The 19,054-nt window shown below is 47.2% G+C and carries 23 protein-coding genes; 14 read left to right on the forward strand and 9 right to left on the reverse strand.

Annotated features, from left to right (window positions below; genetic code table 11):
* The first annotated feature begins 25 nt into the window (after window positions 1–25).
* The 3 genes from AC58QG_RS33230 to AC58QG_RS33240 all read left to right on the forward strand — a co-directional run bounded on the left by AC58QG_RS33230 (window position 26) and on the right by AC58QG_RS33240 (window position 2,935).
* Window positions 26–769, forward strand: a complete 744-nt coding sequence (locus AC58QG_RS33230) for a response regulator transcription factor (protein ID WP_497366298.1) — start codon at window positions 26–28, stop codon at window positions 767–769.
* On the forward strand, window positions 766–2,130 hold the full coding sequence (locus AC58QG_RS33235) for a sensor histidine kinase (protein ID WP_497366299.1): 1,365 nt from the start codon (window positions 766–768) through the stop codon (window positions 2,128–2,130). Before AC58QG_RS33230 ends, AC58QG_RS33235 begins: the two co-directional genes overlap by 4 nt.
* Window positions 2,131–2,392: 262 nt before the next feature.
* Window positions 2,393–2,935: a C40 family peptidase gene (locus AC58QG_RS33240; RefSeq protein WP_497366300.1), complete on the forward strand. Its 543-nt coding sequence runs from the start codon at window positions 2,393–2,395 to the stop codon at window positions 2,933–2,935.
* Window positions 2,936–3,308: 373 nt separating this feature from the next.
* Here AC58QG_RS33240 and AC58QG_RS33245 read toward each other — a convergent pair whose 3' ends face one another.
* Window positions 3,309–3,767, reverse strand: coding sequence for a hypothetical protein (locus AC58QG_RS33245; RefSeq protein ID WP_497366301.1), 459 nt, complete (start codon window positions 3,765–3,767; stop codon window positions 3,309–3,311).
* A 129-nt stretch (window positions 3,768–3,896) separates the two neighbouring features.
* Here AC58QG_RS33245 and AC58QG_RS33250 point away from each other — a divergent pair, with 129 nt between their 5' ends.
* From AC58QG_RS33250 to AC58QG_RS33270, 5 genes are all read left to right on the forward strand, one after another.
* On the forward strand, window positions 3,897–4,121 hold the full coding sequence (locus AC58QG_RS33250; RefSeq protein ID WP_056610720.1) for a spore germination protein: 225 nt from the start codon (window positions 3,897–3,899) through the stop codon (window positions 4,119–4,121).
* 34 nt (window positions 4,122–4,155) lie between these two features.
* Window positions 4,156–4,371, forward strand: coding sequence for a spore germination protein GerPB (locus AC58QG_RS33255; RefSeq protein ID WP_497366302.1), 216 nt, complete (start codon window positions 4,156–4,158; stop codon window positions 4,369–4,371).
* Between the two features lie 96 nt (window positions 4,372–4,467).
* Window positions 4,468–5,178: a spore germination protein GerPC gene (gerPC, locus tag AC58QG_RS33260; protein ID WP_497366303.1), complete on the forward strand. Its 711-nt coding sequence runs from the start codon at window positions 4,468–4,470 to the stop codon at window positions 5,176–5,178.
* A 47-nt stretch (window positions 5,179–5,225) separates the two neighbouring features.
* On the forward strand, window positions 5,226–5,408 hold the full coding sequence (locus tag AC58QG_RS33265; RefSeq protein ID WP_497366304.1) for a spore germination protein GerPD: 183 nt from the start codon (window positions 5,226–5,228) through the stop codon (window positions 5,406–5,408).
* Window positions 5,409–5,411: 3 nt separating this feature from the next.
* Window positions 5,412–5,921 (forward strand): spore germination protein GerPE, encoded by a 510-nt coding sequence (locus AC58QG_RS33270; protein ID WP_497366305.1) that lies wholly within the window; start codon window positions 5,412–5,414, stop codon window positions 5,919–5,921.
* Between the two features lie 340 nt (window positions 5,922–6,261).
* On the opposite strand, the gene AC58QG_RS33275 is transcribed toward AC58QG_RS33270, so the two are convergent.
* Together AC58QG_RS33275 and AC58QG_RS33280 are read right to left on the reverse strand one after the other, a co-directional pair.
* The gene (locus tag AC58QG_RS33275; protein WP_497366306.1) at window positions 6,262–7,893 is read right to left on the reverse strand and encodes an S-layer homology domain-containing protein; all 1,632 of its coding nucleotides are present in this window, start codon (window positions 7,891–7,893) and stop codon (window positions 6,262–6,264) included.
* Window positions 7,894–8,029: 136 nt separating this feature from the next.
* On the reverse strand, window positions 8,030–8,968 hold the full coding sequence (locus AC58QG_RS33280) for a diguanylate cyclase domain-containing protein (RefSeq protein ID WP_497366307.1): 939 nt from the start codon (window positions 8,966–8,968) through the stop codon (window positions 8,030–8,032).
* A 384-nt stretch (window positions 8,969–9,352) separates the two neighbouring features.
* Here AC58QG_RS33280 and AC58QG_RS33285 point away from each other — a divergent pair, with 384 nt between their 5' ends.
* On the forward strand, window positions 9,353–10,054 hold the full coding sequence (locus AC58QG_RS33285) for a response regulator (protein WP_497366308.1): 702 nt from the start codon (window positions 9,353–9,355) through the stop codon (window positions 10,052–10,054).
* 2 nt (window positions 10,055–10,056) lie between these two features.
* Here AC58QG_RS33285 and AC58QG_RS33290 read toward each other — a convergent pair whose 3' ends face one another.
* Window positions 10,057–10,797 carry a DUF554 domain-containing protein gene (locus AC58QG_RS33290; RefSeq protein ID WP_497366309.1) on the reverse strand — a complete coding sequence of 247 codons (741 nt, stop codon included), beginning with the start codon at window positions 10,795–10,797 and terminating at the stop codon, window positions 10,057–10,059.
* Window positions 10,798–10,918: 121 nt separating this feature from the next.
* Between AC58QG_RS33290 and AC58QG_RS33295 the strand changes: the two genes are divergently transcribed.
* The 3 genes from AC58QG_RS33295 (at window position 10,919) to AC58QG_RS33305 (ending at window position 12,336) form a co-directional block, all read left to right on the forward strand.
* Complete coding sequence (locus AC58QG_RS33295) at window positions 10,919–11,152, forward strand: hypothetical protein (RefSeq protein WP_497366310.1); 234 nt, start codon at window positions 10,919–10,921, stop codon at window positions 11,150–11,152.
* A 133-nt stretch (window positions 11,153–11,285) separates the two neighbouring features.
* Window positions 11,286–11,921: a thiamine diphosphokinase gene (locus AC58QG_RS33300; protein WP_497366311.1), complete on the forward strand. Its 636-nt coding sequence runs from the start codon at window positions 11,286–11,288 to the stop codon at window positions 11,919–11,921.
* A 133-nt stretch (window positions 11,922–12,054) separates the two neighbouring features.
* On the forward strand, window positions 12,055–12,336 hold the full coding sequence (locus tag AC58QG_RS33305) for a response regulator transcription factor (protein WP_497366312.1): 282 nt from the start codon (window positions 12,055–12,057) through the stop codon (window positions 12,334–12,336).
* 364 nt (window positions 12,337–12,700) lie between these two features.
* Here AC58QG_RS33305 and AC58QG_RS33310 read toward each other — a convergent pair whose 3' ends face one another.
* From AC58QG_RS33310 to AC58QG_RS33325, 4 genes are all read right to left on the reverse strand, one after another.
* Window positions 12,701–13,192 carry a GAF domain-containing protein gene (locus AC58QG_RS33310; RefSeq protein ID WP_497366313.1) on the reverse strand — a complete coding sequence of 164 codons (492 nt, stop codon included), beginning with the start codon at window positions 13,190–13,192 and terminating at the stop codon, window positions 12,701–12,703.
* Between the two features lie 156 nt (window positions 13,193–13,348).
* Window positions 13,349–14,038, reverse strand: a complete 690-nt coding sequence (gene araD / locus AC58QG_RS33315) for an L-ribulose-5-phosphate 4-epimerase (protein ID WP_497366314.1) — start codon at window positions 14,036–14,038, stop codon at window positions 13,349–13,351.
* Window positions 14,039–14,171: 133 nt separating this feature from the next.
* Entirely contained in the window at window positions 14,172–15,401 is a 1,230-nt protein-coding gene (locus AC58QG_RS33320) for an S-layer homology domain-containing protein (RefSeq protein WP_497366315.1), read from the reverse strand.
* A gap of 214 nt (window positions 15,402–15,615) precedes the next feature.
* Window positions 15,616–16,059, reverse strand: coding sequence for a hypothetical protein (locus AC58QG_RS33325; protein WP_497366316.1), 444 nt, complete (start codon window positions 16,057–16,059; stop codon window positions 15,616–15,618).
* A gap of 346 nt (window positions 16,060–16,405) precedes the next feature.
* On the opposite strand from AC58QG_RS33325, the gene AC58QG_RS33330 reads away from it, so the two are divergent.
* Both AC58QG_RS33330 and AC58QG_RS33335 read left to right on the forward strand, forming a co-directional pair.
* Window positions 16,406–16,972, forward strand: a complete 567-nt coding sequence (locus AC58QG_RS33330; protein WP_497366317.1) for an RNA polymerase sigma factor — start codon at window positions 16,406–16,408, stop codon at window positions 16,970–16,972.
* Window positions 16,959–18,287 (forward strand): hypothetical protein, encoded by a 1,329-nt coding sequence (locus tag AC58QG_RS33335; protein WP_497366318.1) that lies wholly within the window; start codon window positions 16,959–16,961, stop codon window positions 18,285–18,287. Before AC58QG_RS33330 ends, AC58QG_RS33335 begins: the two co-directional genes overlap by 14 nt.
* 68 nt (window positions 18,288–18,355) lie before the next feature.
* On the opposite strand, the gene AC58QG_RS33340 is transcribed toward AC58QG_RS33335, so the two are convergent.
* Window positions 18,356–18,883: a YfiT family bacillithiol transferase gene (locus tag AC58QG_RS33340; RefSeq protein WP_497366319.1), complete on the reverse strand. Its 528-nt coding sequence runs from the start codon at window positions 18,881–18,883 to the stop codon at window positions 18,356–18,358.
* Window positions 18,884–19,054: the final 171 nt, after the last annotated feature.

Below are 19,054 nucleotides of genomic sequence, written 5' to 3' on the forward strand. Positions count from 1 at the left end.
GCTTTGGGAGTGAACATGAACCGCTATGAGCCGCATATTGTTGGTTGAAGATGAAGAACGTATTGCCCGTGTGCTGCAGCTAGAGCTTGAGCATGAAGGCTATGAGGTGCTTATCTGTGGGGATGGACGGTCAGGTCTTGAAGCTGCCTTAAGTGAAGAAGGATGGGATCTCATCCTTCTTGATGTTATGCTCCCAGAACTCAACGGACTTGAAGTTCTAAGGCGGCTTAGGCTGGTAAATGCCTCCCTGCCTGTCATTCTACTGACGGCACGCGATGCCATTCCTGATCGTGTCAGCGGGCTTGATCTAGGCGCTAATGATTATGTCACGAAGCCTTTTGCAACTGTAGAGCTGTTAGCCCGCATTCGTAGTCTGCTCCGGCAGAAAAGCCTGCAAGAGCAAGTACCCGAGCAGGATCATTTGTTGAAAATCGATGACCTTACGATGGATTTGAAGAGCCGCGCAGTCTCGCGTGAGGGCACGGCTATTGAGCTGACACCAACAGAGTTTGATTTGCTGCGCTTCCTGATTCAGCATCAGAATGAGGTGATGACGCGCGAGCAAATTATCACAGAGGTATGGGGCTATGATTTTATCGGGGATACGAATGTTGTCGATGTGTATATCCGCTATTTACGTCAAAAAGTGGACAAGCCCTTCACCACAAAGCTGATTCAGACGATTCGCGGCATCGGCTATTTAATTAAAACGAAAGAGGCCGTATCCGAAGGCAGTTCCACCACTTCGGATGGGCAGGAGTCTGTATGAGCCTAAGACTGAAAATTACGCTATGGGTATCGATTGGATTAATGGTGATCTTATTCTTCAGCTTTACCTTCGTTTATTACATGTTTATCCGTGTGACAACGAAGGGTGAAATTGACCTCTTGAAGGATAAAGCTAGCGCCTTGCTGCTGAAGGATCTACCTAACCATCCCGAGTATTGGAAAAACAATATGCAAATGGATGAGCTTCTCATCCCGCAAGAAATGCTGCGATACATTACACCTGACTCGAAGGTCGCTCATCAAATCTATTCCGATACAGATCTTGTTAGTTATCCAGCCATCTATGCAACCGAGGCCTCAGAAGCCTTAATAACCGATGCCGATGGCATCATTCTTTTCGTTCGAACCCCCGTGTTTAAAGACGGGAAGCAGGTTGCTCTTTTAGAAATCGGCCGTAACCTGCGTAGGCTTGGCATGTACTCCGAAATGTTGATCTCTATTCTTGTCTTGACTTCCATTGGAGCGCTCATCTTGGCTCTAACCGGGGGTTATTTTTATACCAATGTCCTGTTTCGACCGCTTCATCAATTCATCGCAACGATGCAAAACATTGAGAACAGCGGTTCTTTCCGTCATATTACACTACCCGCTAAGCAGGGGAATGATGAATTGATGAGGCTTGGCACGACCTTCAATCGCATGATTGATAGATTGCAGGAGATGTTTCGTAAACAGGAGCAATTCATCGCCGATGCTTCCCATGAGCTTAGAACACCGCTCACGATTATTGAAAGTTATGCCAGCCTCTTGCGGAGATGGGCTTCCAGCAATGATCAATTACGCGAAGAAGCACTAGAAGCGATCGTGTCCGAGTCCGCCCAATTGAAGCTGCTCACGCAAAATCTGCTGTCGCTCACCGATAGGAACCGAGAAAATTGTGAGCAGAATACGGACTTCGATCTCATTCCACTCGTGGAGCAAACCGCCGCGTCCCTACGCGTAACTTCCTCACGCGAGATTCGCGTTCAAACAGAGCTCGATATGAAAGAGCTTCCGATGACTAGCGATCCCTATCAGATCCGACAGTTGCTTATTATTTTGATAGACAATGCTTTGAAATATAGTCAGAAGCACGTTGATATTCGCATCAGTTTGCAGGATAAGCGGGTCATTCTCAAAGTCATGGATCAAGGCATTGGCATCGCTGAAGAGGATCTCCCGCACGTCTTTGACCGCTTCTATCGATCCGATAAAGCTAGGAACCGTAAGCAAGGAGGGGCGGGTCTTGGGCTCGCTATTGCTCAACACATTGTGCAAAAACATCAGGGAACTATCGAGCTTCAAAGTAGTCTAGGCCAAGGCTCCACAGCCATTGTAGCGCTTCCACAATCCTGTCAATAAGAACATTATAAGGGGATTCTCATCATTCTCTCAGAATTGGGCTTTCCCCTTGTTATAGCACGAATTACAGGGTTGCATGGTAAATAATAGGGCAATTTTCATCTGCTATACTGAGTCTCAGGTGGACAACCACCTCGCAAGGTTACTCAATTAAGAGTCAACTGATCAAGATTCTTGCGAACATTCATTTGAAGTATCTTCTATTCTTCAATGCAAGATAGCTTGGCGAAAACTCAGCGAAAACTCTAAGGAGGCAAACCCCATGAAAAACCCACAAAAAACTTGGTACAAAAAATTAGTCGTTACGGCATTGTCCCTATCTATAGGATTATCAGTAATTGCAACAGGTGCACCTGGTAAAGCTGAAGCGGCTACATCTGCAGAAGTAACCAATGCTACAGCGCTTACAGCGTCAGCAACGTCGACTTCGAGAGGCAGCCAGGTTATTTCCATCGGTAAAAGATACCTAGGAACACCTTATAAATTTGGTGCAACTGCAGGTCAAACACGTAACTTTGACTGCTCTTCCTTCACGCAATATGTATTCAAAAAGGTTGGCGTAAGTCTGCCGCGTACATCCCAACAACAAGCTCGTGTAGGTAAGTATGTATCCCGCGGTAACCTGCGCGTTGGCGATTTGGTGTTCTTCTCGATCCCAGGTAAGCCGGGCGTTATTCACCACGTAGGGATTTATGCAGGTAATAACAAAATCCTTCAAACTTATGGCGCGGGTGGCGTACGAGTTACCGATCTTTACAGCGGTACGTGGTCTTCCCGTTATATGACAGCACGTCGCGTGTTGTAGTAACTAGCAAATGATCTGAGAGTCCGATTAGATGGAAAGTATCCATCTAATTGGGCTCTTTTTGCGTGATAGAAATAACTAGATTTTCTTCAGTTGTAATTTCGATTAATCGCATATTCGGGGTGAACAACAAAAATTAGCTGCATATAATCCATTTATTCCTACAAACATGCCAAATTGCGCTCAAATAACCACCTAAAATCCATCTAATTTGTTTAAGAGACGTAGGGATGTATATGGGGTGGATGAGTTTGGCAGCCAACGGCGGCGCTGTGAGTTGATGCGTAGCGGAAGTAGCCGGGGGCTATAAAATAAAACAGAACCCTCTCAGCCCATTCAGGTCCAAGAGGGTTCTTTGGTTTCAATACGGTCTCTAGTAACGAATGTACGCCTCATGGTAGCTCTCCTTCAGACCGCGCTTACGAACCTTAATTTCCAACAATCGCTGCCTGTAGCTTACATTTGCAGTTCTAGGTAGTACAAGCGTAGGCACCTTCACAATACGATTCTTCCCATTCGAAAATCCTGTCAGCTTAATTTGATTTGATTTAACGAACACTTGGAGCGCCCTTGGATCTTCTTCCTTCCCAATTTTCACCTTAATAATGACATGCTCATGCGTCTCAAAAATTTCTGTACCGATGGTTCCAGAGGATGAAATGCTGGCATCCATGCCCGGCATCGCTTTTTTCAGCATGTCCTGTACATATCCTTCAGCCCACGTCATATTATCTAGAAAGGTCTGCCCTTTTTCGGCGAACGGCAGCTTTTGTCCAAGAAACTTCTCAACTTGTTCCCACTTCAGCCAAGGATGGCGATTAAATCCGCTCAAGCCCATCACCTCATTTTGCTAACAGTATATGTGCCTACATCCCGATGTGACACCCTTCCGAAAATTCAGAGCACCTCTAGGCGGATACCTCATATACTGTAGGTGTGATAACGCAAGGGGGATCGGATTATGCCAGCTATCGTCGGGAATGTGAAAATTATTAGTGTCGGTTCCAGCTCTGTCGTTCATTTCGGCGATTCCTTCATCATCTCACCAACCAGTTCCTCCAAAACATTTGCTGGAGCAGGTTCATTTAATACCGGTGATTTTCCACGGGTCTACAATACTTACAGCACGACCGTAACCAACGATTCTGACTTTATTGATGCGAATGCAAGCGGCAATATCCTCTGACAAACGTCAGCCTAGAGCGAGGTGTTCCACGGAAATGAACTGGACCATCCATCAAACTATTATGATTCAACAGTTAAAAGTAAACTCTGTCGCCAACTCATCCGTCCTCCAGATTGGCACAGCTGGATCCATTCGATCCTTGTCTAATCTATACAATACAGGCGGTTTCGTAGAGCCAGCTCCTGAGCTTGGAACGAGTGAAGTTAATCCTGTAGCCCTTGTTCCTTTGCCGCCTGCGACAAGATTCTAACGAGGCTTATTTATGACGCTTCAAGATTAGCCAGGCTAGGAAGGTGTCCTGCGTCCTAAGCATATCTGAGCAACCCGGAAGGAGGTGCTTATCCAGATGAATAACGCGATCACGTGGCAGCAATGGGCCCAGCAGATCACCGCCTGCCTCGAGATGCAGAAGCAGCGCATCGATAAGTTAGAGCAAACCGTTAATAAGCTGCAGGCGGATCTGAAAGCAATGAAGGATGAGAAACGAATCCATATTGATAAAATAGAATATAATTTTGACCAACTTAAGGTTGAAAAGCTGGATGGAACACTTACGATCGGCATCAGCCCAAGCGCACTCGATCAAATTGAGGATCTCAGTGTGAACGGCAACTCGTTGAACAAAAATGAAAATGGTGGCGGCATGGGTCCCATGGATATGAATCCTTTTTACCAAGGCGGGCAATATCAAGGGACAGTGCCCAATGCTGGCGCCGGTGCGGGTCAAGAGCCGACGCGCGGAGCAGCCACAAAGCAAGGAAAAGACATTCAAGCGGATGTCGCTAGCGGCATTGAGCAGTATTTACAGTTCGGTGTACAGGGCGATATCAACAACCTTGAACATAAATATCAGCATCCTCTCGATGAGGATTACAAAGATTTGATCATCGATGATATTCGGAAGCAGTTGGATACGCGTATTCAGCACTATGTAAATCAATACCGCGGCGTTGGGTTCAAAGAACCGTTGGAGGCTGTAACAAATAACATTATGGACAAAACGAAGCAAGACATCCTTACCGCGATTGAGACTTACATAGCGAGTCTGCCCAAATAAATGGCTGGCACCTCATATTCTATCTTTTAGGGAAAGAAGGGTAAGCGATGTTTAATTTGCATGTGGAAAACAAACAAATCTGTGTAGGTGATGTCCGTATTGTCGGGGTAGCGAGTGCTTCCATCTTCCTGATTGGTGATACGGAGGTTATCTCCTTATCTTCAATGTTTGATACGCCGCCTGAATCTGTTATCATCTCGCCATTCGTTCCACTTCCTCCGGAGGAATAATCAATGGCTCGTTTATCTATCGTTGGCAACGTATATATGAATACCTTGGGTTCGGCAAGTACGATGCATGTAGGGGACAATCGGTATACAAACCTACAGAATAGGGTCTTTGCGGTACAACGCGAAGTGCCTATTTATTTTGGAAATGAGGGCAGCTTTGCAGCTTACCCTTTCTACCAACGCCCCTTCCCTATCTCTCAGCCTCCAGAACCCTTCACAATGTGTGTGGATAACTTAGGAAGCTATATTACCGTTCGTAACGTCCGTCTTCTTGGGGTTGCCGCATCATCCCTCTTTCAAATCGGCAGCAACCGCGTTACGACCGCCGAAACTCGAATCAAGAACATTCGTCAATTCGTAACTAATAAACCAGGGCCTAAGGGACAAACGACGTTCGTCTACACAGGGACAGAGGACGTCATTGGAGATATCCCTACCAAGCCTGCAGCAACTACAGAAAACAAACCGCCACGTATCGTGTTTGTCACCCAGCAGACATCTACAACAACCTAATGGTCTGGAAGAGATAAGTAAACACAGCGTGGGTAAGCGTAAATGGTCAAAGATGCTAAAATACACTCATTTTTGGGGTAAACAGCTCAACATAGATGAAAAAGTGCAAAAGTACATCCTTTAGCACTAAAAGCTACAAAATGAGGTGATTCTTGCAGAAATAGTTGCACTTTTGCAAGCATTTCTAATCGAGAGGTTAATGCACTAAAAAAGGTTGCACTTTTGCACTTTCACACTTGCTTCATAGTTATTGACGACATGAACAAGGCCTTCATGTCACAACTGCAGAAGAGGGGCCCCCGCCACATACTTGGCTTTCGGGCCCCTCTTTTTGTACGGCTCACTTCGTGAGCAGCGGCTGTGCGCGGCTTAGCAGCGCCGCCATCTGCGCTCGCGTCAGAGACGCGAGCGGGCGGAACGTGCCGCCCTCGAAGCCGTCGACAAGGCCCCTGCTGCTCATCGCAGCAATGGCCTCTGCCGACCAGCTGTCCGCTGGCACGTCCGTGAACTTCTTCGCCCCGCCGCTAGCCGGCGTGGTCAGCTTTAAGGCGCGGGAGAGCAGCACACTCATCTGCTCCCGCGTCATGCTCTGATCGGGCGCGAAGCTATCGCCGCTGATGCCTTGCATCAGCCCGTTCTGCTGCGCGATCCCGATTTCCTGCGACGCCCAGTGGGTCGCAGGTACGTCATGGTACGTGGCGGCGCTAGCAGCCGCCACGCTCTTTAAGCCGAGCGCGCGCACGATAATCGTCGCGGCTTGCGCCCTTGTGAGCGCCGCGTCGGGCGCGAACTGGTCTGCGGCTACGCCGAGCATCCAGCCGCGATTCGCGGCGTCCAGGACGTCGGCCTGCGCCCAGTGCTTTTGCATATCCGTGAAGTAAAAACCATCCGACCATAGCTGATAATAACTCCAGGTATCGTCAGTCTCTTGATTCAAGCTCCAGCTTCCGGTCCCTTTTAACTGATATTTCCCAACTAACTTCAGCTTAGCTTTCAAAGATTGCTCGTTGTCGAACCAAACCGTATAAGTACCAGTGACTAACTCTTTGCCATTCACACTTGCTTTCGCATCCGTTGCTTGAATCGTGAACGTAGCTACAGGCGACTGGCTTGCTGCATCGTAACGCACTGTCCCCTTATACTGATCTACTAGCTTCTGAACGCTTCTAGCAGCGATTCCTGCCCCATTGGATGCGGGATCCTGGTTCCAATAACGACCATATAACGGGATTCCCAACACGATTTTATTGGCAGGCGCTTGAGAGAGCGCATATTGAATGGATTTCTCGACGAAGGGTAAGCTAGCAACAGGACCCGGTGTAGGATCGCCAGGATAGCTCTCATCGTAGGTCATCACCATCAGATAATCACTGGTTGCCGCCAGCGCTTTATAGTCATACAGGCCGATCCAGCTCGTCGTCGTGCCCGTTGGATTTGCAGCTACTGCAACAGAAACCTCCTTCGTATTCGGCAGCTGTTCGCGCAGCTTTCTAACGAAATCCGTATACTTATCACGGTAGGCCTCACCTACATTTTCAATATCCAACTGGATGCCATCCAGCTGATTTGCCTCGATACTCGCTACTAGTTCTTTCACTAGTGCGTCGCGTTGATCGATTGCTTTTTCACCTAGTTCTCGGTCGAAATCATTGCTTAGAAAAGGAACAACTCGCTTTCCCTGTTTGTGCATCTCCGTGATGAAAGAAGCTTGTAGATCGATCACGTCCAAACTACCATCTTCGTTAATATGATAATAACTCGGCGACACCACATCTAAGGTTTCACCGCTTTTATTGACTTGTGACGTATAAGAGCTAGGCGCTCCAGAGAACAAGTAAGACATATTAAATTTCCCTTGAGCTGCCGTCCCACCAGCTAGTACCTCTTGCTTCTGCATGAATGTTACCTGACACATCGCACCGACTACGATTAGGGTAACACCAAGCCTTCGCCATCCACTTTTGGATCTCACCTTGTCTCATCCCCTATTCTACCGTTTTGATTCCTTCTATCATCCTAGAAAGCTACCAAAATCGCTACGAGTAAATACTGGTGAAACGCCAAAAACCGCTACGGCACAAGGGTGAGACTCGTGCATAACGGTATATTTATCGTGTGTCTTTCGCTATGTCAGGACTGTAAAATTGATAGTGATTCCGCCCCTTGCCTTTCACTTGGTATAAGGCGATGTCGACTTCCTTCATCATTTGAGTTGCATCTGTTTGATCAGAACGATACATCGTAATGCCCATGCTGACGGTTGATCCAAAAGATTGCCCCTCCACTTCCCACGTCCGCTCGACGCTCGCAAGGATGCGCCTAGCAATCCTTTCTACATGCTCCCGGCAGTCTACAGCCGGCAATAAGATCGTAAACTCGTCTCCCCCCATGCGTGCGAACATATCAATTTCTCGTAGACATCCCTGTATCCGGCTGACAAACTCCTGCAAAAATGCATCCCCGATATCGTGTCCCATCGTATCATTAATGATTTTGAAATCATCGATATCGACATAAAGGAGCGCAAACGTGCGATTCTTTCGTTTGGCCTGCTGCAGCAGCCGATGCAGCTGTTCTTTGAACAAACGGCGATTCGGCAAGCCCGTCAGGGGGTCATGCATAGCCATCGCAAGGAGGCGACTCTCCTGATTTTTGTGCCGCGTACGATCTTGAAGAGCGAAAGCAATCTCAAGGAGCTCACCCTTTTCATCACAAAAAGGGATCGCCGTGCACTCCATCCACAGCGGAGCCTCCCCCGCTCCTTTCGCACGAAACTCTAATTTACGGCTAGTCTTCGTATGTAAGGTATGCACAAACAATTTATACACATCTAGGCGAAACTCGGAATCAACCGCTTCGATGATTTGCTCTACATGTTCGGGTACATAGCCAATCATTTCGTGAAATCCGCGTGAAGCAAAAATCAAATTTCCCTGCGCATCTAGCTGACAATACAAATCCCAGGCTTGCTCAATGATTTGACGTGCGAGCGACGCCTTCGATACCTTGGATTGATGGATAAAATCTGAATCTATTTCATTGCACATCGCTTCTGCCGCCCTCTCTTATGCCTTACATAGAGACTTTGGTAGCGTAGCACGATTACATAAAAATCATATAAAATCATGCCTAAATTTATATCAACAAAAAGTCGTAAAATAGCGATTGTTGTCATTTTATGCGTAATTTGAAAAACATGAACTTTTCTTTCGCTAATTCACCAACTATTTACCACCTACTTCGTACCTACTCCATACCAACTTTGTACCTACATACATAAACAAAACAAGCCTGAACTCGCTATTTGGCAATAAAAGGATAGAAATTTCCAAGAGAATCGTTCTATAATGTAGGTAATATCTGTAATATTTGAGAGAAGGAACACCCTTCTTACTTTAGGAGTTGTTTCATTACTGAGGGGGATTTCAGACATGGCAGGAGAAACAATTTTAGTCGTTGATGACGAGCAAGAAATTGTCCAGTTAATTCAACTCTATCTGGCACGCGAAGGCTACAAAGTCATCAGTGCTAATAATGGACATGATGTGTTTGGCATTGTAAGAGAACATAGGCCTGATCTAATTATTCTGGATATTTTGCTGCCAGGACTTGATGGTATAGAGGTGTGTCGACAGCTCCGTAAAACGAGCAATACGCCTATCCTATTCATTTCGTGTAAAAGCGAGGATATTGACATCATTCTTGGTCTCAGCATGGGCGGCGATGACTATATGACTAAGCCATTCAGCCCAAGTCAGCTTGTGGCTCGTGTCAAAGCCCATCTTCGCCGAAACTCGATTCGTGAGCAGCATCAAGATGACCCGCAACTGGTTAAATTCCCAGGGCTAGAAATCGATCTAGTGAGCCACATTGTACGAGCAAATGGTCAAACGATCTCCCTTTCTGCCAAAGAATTTGATTTGCTCTCCCTCATGGCTAAGACACCTAATCGCGTTTATAAAATCGAGCACCTCTTCGAGCTTATCTGGAGCTTGGACAGCATGGGCGACCCGCGTACACTTATTGTACATATCAGCAATCTACGCAAAAAAATTGAACTTAATCCAGCCGAGCCCCGCTACATCATTACGGTACGAGGCGTTGGCTATAAATTTAACGGATCAGCCGTCTAACGTTAACGACTCAACCAATCGGTTATAAGTTGCTGAAGAGGCACCGCAGCCGCGGCAATGACAAGTGCAGGCAGCATGTTCGCTACATTGATTTTTCTGATTTGTAAAATATTAATTCCTACACCAATCACCAAAACGCCACCTACCGCGGTGATCTGTACAATCATGGCATCCAGCGATGCTTGACTGAACGCCATCGCGATCACTGTTGCTAGCAGTGCGATCGTTCCTTGCATCACAAAAACAGATGCCGCTGAGAAGACAACGCCGATCCCCAAGGTCGATGCGAAAATGATGGATAAGAACCCGTCGAGCAGCGACTTGGTGTATAGAATATCGTGGTTATGCCGCAGGCCGCCATCCAAAGGCCCCAGTATCGCCATGGCGCCGATGCAGTAGATGAGTGTACAGGTGACGAAGCCTTCCGAGATGCTCGTAGGCGCCGCGGGATACGAAGATGTCGATGGCTTGCTCATCTTGTGCTGAAGCCAGTCCCCAAGTCTCGTTAGATTGGCTTCGATCCGCATCAACTCTCCGAGAATGCCGCCAATGACAATACTCATGATGACGATCACGATTTGATCTGATTTGAGTGCCATGGTAATACCCAACACAGTTATTGCGAGCCCTAGGCCCTGCATGACTGTGTTTTTCATACCTTCTGAAATGCGGGGCAGCAGCATGCCAAGTAATCCTCCGATAATAATGGCCACTGCATTCACGATCGTCCCCCATAAAGCCATGCCTTTCATTCCTCTCTGTGTACAAGCTATGATGACCTTCTCATTCTACATGATTCTCCTCATAATTTCCTGCACGGTTGGAAATGGTAAGGATAAGCAACAGGAAAGGAGGCATGGTTGAATGTCGAAAGATAAAACAATGGATCCCATGACAGGCGATACTGTCGAAACCGATGGTATTTATGCCAATGAGGCTGGGCAAGAGGTTACTCTTAAACGAGGTGATCAGTTTCCAGCCGATCTTGTTCTTGGGCGCAGCACATATGAGCTGCAAGGCTTTGCCGATGAGGCGGAGATTGATCATGATCAGTCAGAGCTTAACCCTATGCGCAAGCGTGTAGATGCACGCACATAAGCTTTGCTGAGCTTGCATCACTTCTGGTAGATACAAAGAGAAACCGAGCAACCTCTAGGGCTGCTCGGTTTTTCCCTCATCTATGCTATACTAAGGGGAATATATTGGTTATTAGGCCCTGGGGGATACGGAAATGACACGCATAATGATAATTACAGGCGGCACACTTGGCGATTGGGCTTTAGAGGAGATTCGCGCGGATGATATTCTCGTGGGCTCTGATCGCGGGGCGCTTTATCTCATTCAACACGGCTTTCAACCTCATATTTCGATGGGGGATTTCGACTCCGTCACACCGGAGGAGCTCACTCTTATTAAAGCTTCTAGTAAAGCGTTCATAGACTGTGATCCGATATACAAGGATCTAACAGATACGGAGATGGCTTTTAATTGGGCGCTGGTTCAACATCCAAGCCAGATCCTGCTCGTTGGCGCGCTAGGTACGCGGTTCGATCACTCGCTTGCCAATGTGCATTTGCTGCGCAAGGGCATGTCGCAAGGGATTCCTTGTGCGATTATGGACGCCAATAATCTCATTATGGTGATTGATCAAGCTACACACGTGCGGAGAGGGCCCTACTCACATATTTCCCTGCTTCCACTTAGCCTGGAGGTCAAGGGGATCACCCTGCATGGCTTCCAATATCCCCTTCAGCAGGCAACGCTTGAAATCGGGATGTCGCTTGGTATCAGTAACATTCTCCTCGAGCCAGAAGGTCTCATCGAGCTCTCATCCGGCCTAATGCTTGTCATTCAAAGCAAGGACTAAGGAGCGCCTGCACTGCGACAAAATTGCATAAAAATTTGGAAATTCGACACGCCCTCATTCACCATATGGCAGCTAACCCTGTTACAATAAAGGATAGGCTAGACATTTATTGAGATATTGAGGTCGTTTAAGCATGCCCCCTGTTCAAGAGAACCTTGTTAGAAATCTTCTTCCTACCAAACTACCTTCTGTTATCACACACTTTGCATCTCGACATGTCCTTACAACGCGTGAAGCTGAAATCATTAGTCTTATCGCTTTGCGGGGTTATAGCAACAAAGAAATCGCAGATCATTGCTTTATCAGTGAGAAAACAGTGAAAGTACACATCGAGAAAATCATGGATAAAGTCGGAACGCGATCGATGCGAAAGCTTCTATCGGCTATTATCAGCACCGACGCTTACCCTTCATAATGAAAAAAAGAAACGCCAGTTGCTTTTGCAGCTGGCGTTTCTTTTTGCTATTGAGTGCTGAGTTGAGATCAACCCTTCAAGCCAGCCCATCTTGCTTGCGTACGTGGACACCGCGACTAACTGGAAAACCTACAGCTAATTCAGTTATTTCAGGCAGAAAACGTGAAACAACTGGAAAACCTACAGGTAATCTGCCTATTCCCGCAATTTGTGAGCTGAATGTGGAAAATTAGCTGTAAGTAATCCAGTTATTCTGCTCATATTGAAAAAACTGCGATAATTAGCTGGATTTTTTCCAGTTATTTGTCGCGCGGGACTCTTCGTAAAATTTACTCACGTTGGTACTGCTCTTGGAACGCCTATCCTACATCGCCGCAGCAAGCTTCAGCACGAACTGCTCTAGGAAGCGTTGATCGACATCGTCGAACCGATTAAGACTCGGGCTGTCGATGTCTAGCACACCAACAAGCTCGCCTCCCACCACAATCGGGATCACGATCTCTGATTGCGAAGCGGCGTCGCAGGCAATATGTCCCGGAAATGCGTGGACATCAGGCACAAGAACGGTTTCCCTGCGCTCGGCAGACGTACCGCAAACCCCTTTACCAAAAGGAATTCGCACACAAGCCGGCAATCCCTGAAAAGGTCCGAGCACGAGCTCCTTTCGTTCAAGCTGCTCATCGACCAAATAGAACCCTACCCAGTTTATGTCTACCAGAAACTGCCCGAGCAAGGCAGATGCATTCGCCAGATTCGCAATACGGTTCGGTTCATCCTGTATCAAAGCGTGGACTTGCCCAATCAGCAAGGTATATTGTTCTTCTCTCGTCCCACTGTAGCTCGATTTCGCAAACATGTGTCATCATCCTCTTCTTCCTAGTCTATCTTCATCATACCAAATGAAGGGCTTCCCGCCAAAGGGTGCGAAAGAAGATCAACCACTCGCAAGGACTAACTGACCTGTAACAAAAAAGAACAATCAGCTTATTCAGCTGATTGCCCTCGAAACATGTTATTTTTGCCCGTAATACGCGTTCGAACCATGCTTTCTCAGGAAATGGCGGTCCAACAACGTTTGGTCCATAGGTTGAATCGATGGATTCAAGTTGTACGTACGATACGCGATCTTCGCAACTTCTTCCAATACAACAGCATTATGAACCGCATTATGTGCGTCCTTGCCCCAACTGAATGGCGCATGACAGTTCACAAGCACGCTTGGAACCATTGCTGGATCCAACTCGCGGAACGTTTCGATGATCACATGGCCTGTCTCCAGCTCGTAAGCCCCTTGAATCTCTGCCTCCGTCATCAAACGCGTGCATGGCACTTCGCCATAGAAGTAATCGGCGTGAGTTGTACCCAAAGCCGGAATGGATCGGCCAGCCTGCGCCCAACTCGTAGCCCAAGGCGAATGCGTGTGAACGATGCCGCCAATCGTTGGAAACGCACGATACAACGCCAGATGCGTTGGCGTATCGGAGGATGGCTTCATTGTGCCTTCCACAAGGTTACCCTGGAGATCAACGACCACAAGGTCTTCGGCTTTCAAATCCTCATAAGGTACACCACTCGGCTTAATCACTACGAGTCCTTGTTCCCGATCAATTCCGCTGACATTGCCCCATGTGAACGTAACTAGCCGATATTTGGGCAAATCCAAATTGGCTTCCAATACTTGCTGTCTCAATTTCTCTAGCACCTGAGCTCAACACCTTCCGATAAAATGTATATAGGATACCCTTATTATACACTTGTACGTACATGTTAGCTAGACGTTTCGCAATTACTGGACATGCAATCCAACTTGTATGTACAGCATTTTTTGCAACTTTTTAAGAATGAATGATCGAGAAGACGATCGTCTTGCCATCCGACTCCAACCGGGTTTCTACGGAGTAGTTGCCGATTTGTGTCGTTGTCGTTTCAAGAACACCTTTCGCTGCAGCACGCGCGCATGCATCCGTAAATTGACGATTGAAAATGTCCGCATCATATCCGAAAAGGAAGTCCGTGAACTTGCGAATGCTTTCCGTATTCCGGGCAAGCACCCCATCTTCCAATCGAACTGTGACTCCATAAGTTGCAAACTGTGGATCCAACCAGAGAGAAGCTTCGTTGCTGTTACGCGCTTCCGCCGTCGCCCCGCTCAATGCTTGTGCTTTGGCTTCAGCACTCTTAAATAGCCGAAGTGTCGTCTCTTCTAAATCGTAATTCGTCCCACGCAGCTTGCCCGCTTCCTCCATCACTTCATACGCTTGCAGCATGCGTTGATCTGGGAAAACGAGCTTCTTGTAACTGCCATCCTTGGTAGGCACGACTTTAATGAACGCATCGTTATCGTTCTTTACGCTTATGCGCTTCGATTTCGTCTGTAGACGCGTAATAATTTGCAACGCTTCCGCACGTGTCACATATTGACCTACACCGAAGTAACCATTCGGATACCCTTCCATGATCCCCTTCGTCATCGACTCCCCGATAAACTTCTGCTGTCTGCTCGTTGCGCTCTGCAAATCGCCGAAATGGGATGCAGCAGCAAGACTATATGTCTCATCCTCCAAATATTCGGTTTCCTTCAATAAATAGTACAAAATCTCCGCAACATCTTCCCGCTTCAAGGAAGCTTTGTAATCCGTGAACTGTCCTTTGCTAATAAAGTGAAGGTCACTTGCTAGATCCAAATAAGGTTTTGCCCAGTAACCAACCGTGTTCGGCTTAAACGTGAAATCCCGGTAATCCTGCTGTAAAATATTTTGATTGCTCGCACTTAATGTTTGTAGAAAGCTTGTCTTCCACTTCCGTTCACCATTCGGGAACTTATCTGTGAAGGCTAGCAGGACAATTTTCACAAATTGATCTGCCGTTACGGTCTCATCTGGCCGAAAGGTTCCATCTGGAAAACCATCCAATAAGCCCTGCTGTACCATTTGAACGATCGTTTGCTCCGCCCAATGTCCGCCAATATCCTTAAACCCCGCTGCTTCGCTTCTACTTTGCAAGCTGCCTATTGTTAATAGGCAACCGATCGTCGCAATTGTCAGCCATTTATTCCATCGTATCATCGCCAATTTCTCCACTTCTATCCAAATTTTCGGCACTTACTTTCACCATTCTCTAGGATAAGCCTTCTACTAGCCTTTGAGAACATGCTGAAAAGCCCATTCATCCATGCAGGATGTGCCCCCATAAACTGGGACTATAGCCATATGAAATGCCAAAAAGACCCTGCCCTCTACTAGGTAGAAAGCAAGATCCATGATCTCGAACGTTCTATTCTTATCTTTTCGTACCTGCTACTGTTTTGACAGAGTTGTAATACCGCATCCAGTCGACGATGTACATCATTTTAGCTAGATAATCTGGTGCACTCCCATATAAATGACTGTATTGCTCTTCTTGCAGCAGTTGGTGCAGCTCGTACCCCTTGGCATATAGCGTCTTCATGAATGCTTCTTCCGTTTGGGGCTTGTAAAGATCCGTTCCTCGGGAAAGTTCAATTTCTTCAATAATGGTGCCGCGATAGTAAGGGTAAACATTCACCTGCAGGCCCATATCGATATAAGCTAAACCTGTATATTCAAAAGGAAGCCAAATTAAATTCGTCTTCTTGTCTTCTAGCTTCACCGTGTACACTAAACCTAAGTTCAGAGCAATTGGCTGCGGATAATTACTGATCTGTCCGGTCCGCAAATGATCTGCTATATGCTCAACGAAATTCATGCTGTTCTTCCTCTCCGAAGGATCTAGTCCTTCCTTCAATATTGCGTGCTAATGCGCTTCGTTGTCAAGCTAGTCCGTATACGTTCCGCTTCTCTTAAATCTCTGCTGGCAACGTTCCCTGTTTCTACCCCACCTTTTCTCTTTCCTATGCATAAGTTCCTGCCAATCACGACCTAGCTCTAGAGCAAAATCGTTATTTGGATGATGGTATGAACTGACCGATGGTGGAATATTTTCTCATAAGGCTCAAATGGTCGGCGGCTTACGAATGCTGTGAGTAAAAGTATTTTTTTCGAATGATGAACTTTTCAGGAATGAATGCGTCTATATAGGAGAGGTGAGAGAATTGGAAACGACCGGTGTCCATGTATTTGATTATTTGAAGTACATCGCAGAAACAACAGATCAGAAGGTGATCCTTCGTAATTTGATGGAAACCTACGGGAATGATGTGTGGAATTACGCATTTAGCATTTGTCGCAATAAAGATGCTGCCGACGACATTGCACAGGATGCTTTCTTAAAAGTATATCGCAATCTGACGACTTTCCGTGGCGAAGCTGCGGTAAAAACTTGGTTGCTTACGATAACCCGCAACACCGCTTATGATTATATGCGCAAAGCATTTTGGCGCAAGGTAACCCTCGTCGGCTTCGTCCAAACGGGTGGTACTGCAAACTCCGCTGAAACAGAAGCGGTTGAAAATTTATATGCAAGTGAGATTTGGCAAAAAGTTATGTCTTTATCCTCAAAATATAGAGAAATTTTAATTCTTCACGCGCATTATCAGATGACCACCAAGGAAATGGCCGCTATTCTCGCCATTTCGGAAGGAACGGTTAAATCCAGGCTTCACCACGCCAGACTTAAGGTTCTTAGTCTGAAGGAGCGTGAAGCGCTTGAAAACTCCTGATCCGGATGACTTCCAGAAGCAATTGGAAGAAGGACCCCTTCAGCAGAAGGGGTTTACCTCCAAGCTGCAGCATGACATCGAGGAAACGATTCGACACAAGGAGAGAAACAAGTCCAAGGCAAAGCCATTTCTCTGCGTCGCTGGTTTGGGAACTGTCTTGGCTGTCGTACTTCTATTCCCCTGGCACACCTTGCATACCCAAAGCGAGGCTGCAGCTCTCGAGGGGAAACTGATGCCGGCGGCTGTAACTGTCTCAACGCCGCCTCCTGCTCCCATCAGCACAGCGCTGCTTATTGGGCTTCGCACGGAGCACGAGCCTGCCAACAGCGGTCAAGGACGCGCGCTATCGCCGCTTCGTTACAGCACCTATCGAACGATGCTTATAGCACCCGTTCGCGGACAATTGCAGAAAACTTCCGAAGGAACAGGCATTTTGATGCCGTACAAGCAAAATTTCTGGAAAATCGACTCCCTCAAACATACAACGAGCAAGGGGGAGTCCTACTATTTATCAGCTCATCTTGCTGATCAGCCTGTCAAGACAGAACGCTTCGCAGAGCCAGAGGACCAAGAGTTCAATCGTGTGGAGACCCTGTTGTTTGCAGGCAACCAATATGTCTCCGTTGCCGAATCTGAGGCAGCTTGGAATGGTAATGCCCCTTATCATGCGGATCGCCTCTGGGTGCGTACACTCCCACAGCTCAAGGAAGCACGCACCATGCAGTTCTACAAAAAGCCATTGGACAAGAATCATGTGTCCATTATGGACGTGTTTGGCACTAGTTTAAGTAATGAACTTGCCTCGATGACGAACGTCGGAGACAATGCGTTGGGTGAGGTTTCTGGGCAGAGCTGGACAGTAAAACGAGAGCCAGGCCAGTGGGTTGGTAAAGTTGCTGAAACACCGAAAGCAAGTTTATCTAGACCCGATTCTTATGTGCTTCGTGATTTCCCACGCGACTTGCCGGATAAAGTCGTCAATCATGACGATATCTGCTGTTCTTGGAGCAATATCAAGTCCTCGTGGCCGGAAGCTACGGATGCCTTAACCTCTCCGATGGATGATATGCTCGTCATCTTCGAGGGGAACACCCTCAAATTCTACTCCTACGGGCAAGCGCCCGGCAGTATTCCGCAGCTAACCATAGATCTACAGCCTGGCGAACAACTCGTCATGGCGCAATGGGCCACTGATCACTACGTCCAGGAGTGGATCGACAAGGTCGGTCGCTATTTATCTGCTGACGCTGGGATCGTGAGTGCTAGAGGATCTGCAGCGGGACTGCCAATGGAGGAGTATAGCAAGACTCGATAGAAACTGTGAAAACCCGCTGCGTCCTCTTGGACAGAGCGGGTTTTTCGTGGTTTTGTATTTGCTAGTGATTACCAGCCTTTGCGATCTCGCAAGCTTGTGATATGAGCAATGTGATGATGGCCATGCCATGCGTAGTTGCCTACATGCCAATCCAGACGAATCGTATTCCCCGACTCTGGATGCACGAAAGAACGTGCAAACTGCTCGTGCTGCATATCACGCAGAAGGATCATCCAACGGCTGTGCAACGCATCTAGCAGTGCAAGCGAGAGCTCTACTGGCGCGGATATCCCATCGCTAAGCTCCGCCCAGCGCTCCTCATAATACGGCCGAATCGTCGGTTCGTCTTCTGTTAGTGCCAATTTGAACCGTATGTAGCAGTTCATATGGCTGTCTGCGACGTGATGCACCACCTGTCGAAGCGTCCACCCTCCAGGACGATACGGCGTGTCCAGCTGCTCTTCTGAGAGCCCAGCCACAGCCTCACGCAGCTTGCTTGGCGCCAGCTCAATGTCGGCCATCCACTGACGGAGCTGAGACTCCATCACTTCGCCTTCGTGTTCGAACAATCCGTTTGGGTAACGCAATGTATCCATATGATTAACCTCCTTTTGCGATTGACGAGTTGTAACCGATACGGTTTATACAAGTACAAGTACAACTACAACTACAACTACAACTACAACTACAACTACAACTACAACTACAACTACAACTACAACTACAACTACAACTACAACTACAACTACAACTACAACTACAACTAC

It is taken from the genome of Paenibacillus sp. J22P169 (assembly GCF_059691995.1).

Bases quoted from the DNA above. Each gene is read 5' to 3' on its own strand.
- AC58QG_RS33285 (WP_497366308.1), top strand. From the start codon at position 9,353: ATGGCAGGAGAAACAATTTTAGTCGTTGATGACGAGCAAGAAATTGTC.
- AC58QG_RS33235 (WP_497366299.1), top strand. From the start codon at position 766: ATGAGCCTAAGACTGAAAATTACGCTATGGGTATCGATTGGATTAATG.
- AC58QG_RS33295 (WP_497366310.1), top strand. From the start codon at position 10,919: ATGTCGAAAGATAAAACAATGGATCCCATGACAGGCGATACTGTCGAA.
- AC58QG_RS33340 (WP_497366319.1), bottom strand. From the start codon at position 18,883: ATGGATACATTGCGTTACCCAAACGGATTGTTCGAACACGAAGGCGAA.
- AC58QG_RS33270 (WP_497366305.1), top strand. From the start codon at position 5,412: ATGGCTCGTTTATCTATCGTTGGCAACGTATATATGAATACCTTGGGT.
- AC58QG_RS33230 (WP_497366298.1), top strand. From the start codon at position 26: ATGAGCCGCATATTGTTGGTTGAAGATGAAGAACGTATTGCCCGTGTG.
- AC58QG_RS33265 (WP_497366304.1), top strand. From the start codon at position 5,226: ATGTTTAATTTGCATGTGGAAAACAAACAAATCTGTGTAGGTGATGTC.
- AC58QG_RS33305 (WP_497366312.1), top strand. From the start codon at position 12,055: ATGCCCCCTGTTCAAGAGAACCTTGTTAGAAATCTTCTTCCTACCAAA.
- AC58QG_RS33300 (WP_497366311.1), top strand. From the start codon at position 11,286: ATGACACGCATAATGATAATTACAGGCGGCACACTTGGCGATTGGGCT.
- AC58QG_RS33255 (WP_497366302.1), top strand. From the start codon at position 4,156: ATGAACTGGACCATCCATCAAACTATTATGATTCAACAGTTAAAAGTA.
- AC58QG_RS33250 (WP_056610720.1), top strand. From the start codon at position 3,897: ATGCCAGCTATCGTCGGGAATGTGAAAATTATTAGTGTCGGTTCCAGC.
- AC58QG_RS33290 (WP_497366309.1), bottom strand. From the start codon at position 10,797: ATGGCTTTATGGGGGACGATCGTGAATGCAGTGGCCATTATTATCGGA.
- gerPC (WP_497366303.1), top strand. From the start codon at position 4,468: ATGAATAACGCGATCACGTGGCAGCAATGGGCCCAGCAGATCACCGCC.
- AC58QG_RS33310 (WP_497366313.1), bottom strand. From the start codon at position 13,192: ATGTTTGCGAAATCGAGCTACAGTGGGACGAGAGAAGAACAATATACC.
- AC58QG_RS33325 (WP_497366316.1), bottom strand. From the start codon at position 16,059: ATGAATTTCGTTGAGCATATAGCAGATCATTTGCGGACCGGACAGATC.
- AC58QG_RS33240 (WP_497366300.1), top strand. From the start codon at position 2,393: ATGAAAAACCCACAAAAAACTTGGTACAAAAAATTAGTCGTTACGGCA.
- AC58QG_RS33280 (WP_497366307.1), bottom strand. From the start codon at position 8,968: ATGTGCAATGAAATAGATTCAGATTTTATCCATCAATCCAAGGTATCG.
- AC58QG_RS33320 (WP_497366315.1), bottom strand. From the start codon at position 15,401: ATGATACGATGGAATAAATGGCTGACAATTGCGACGATCGGTTGCCTA.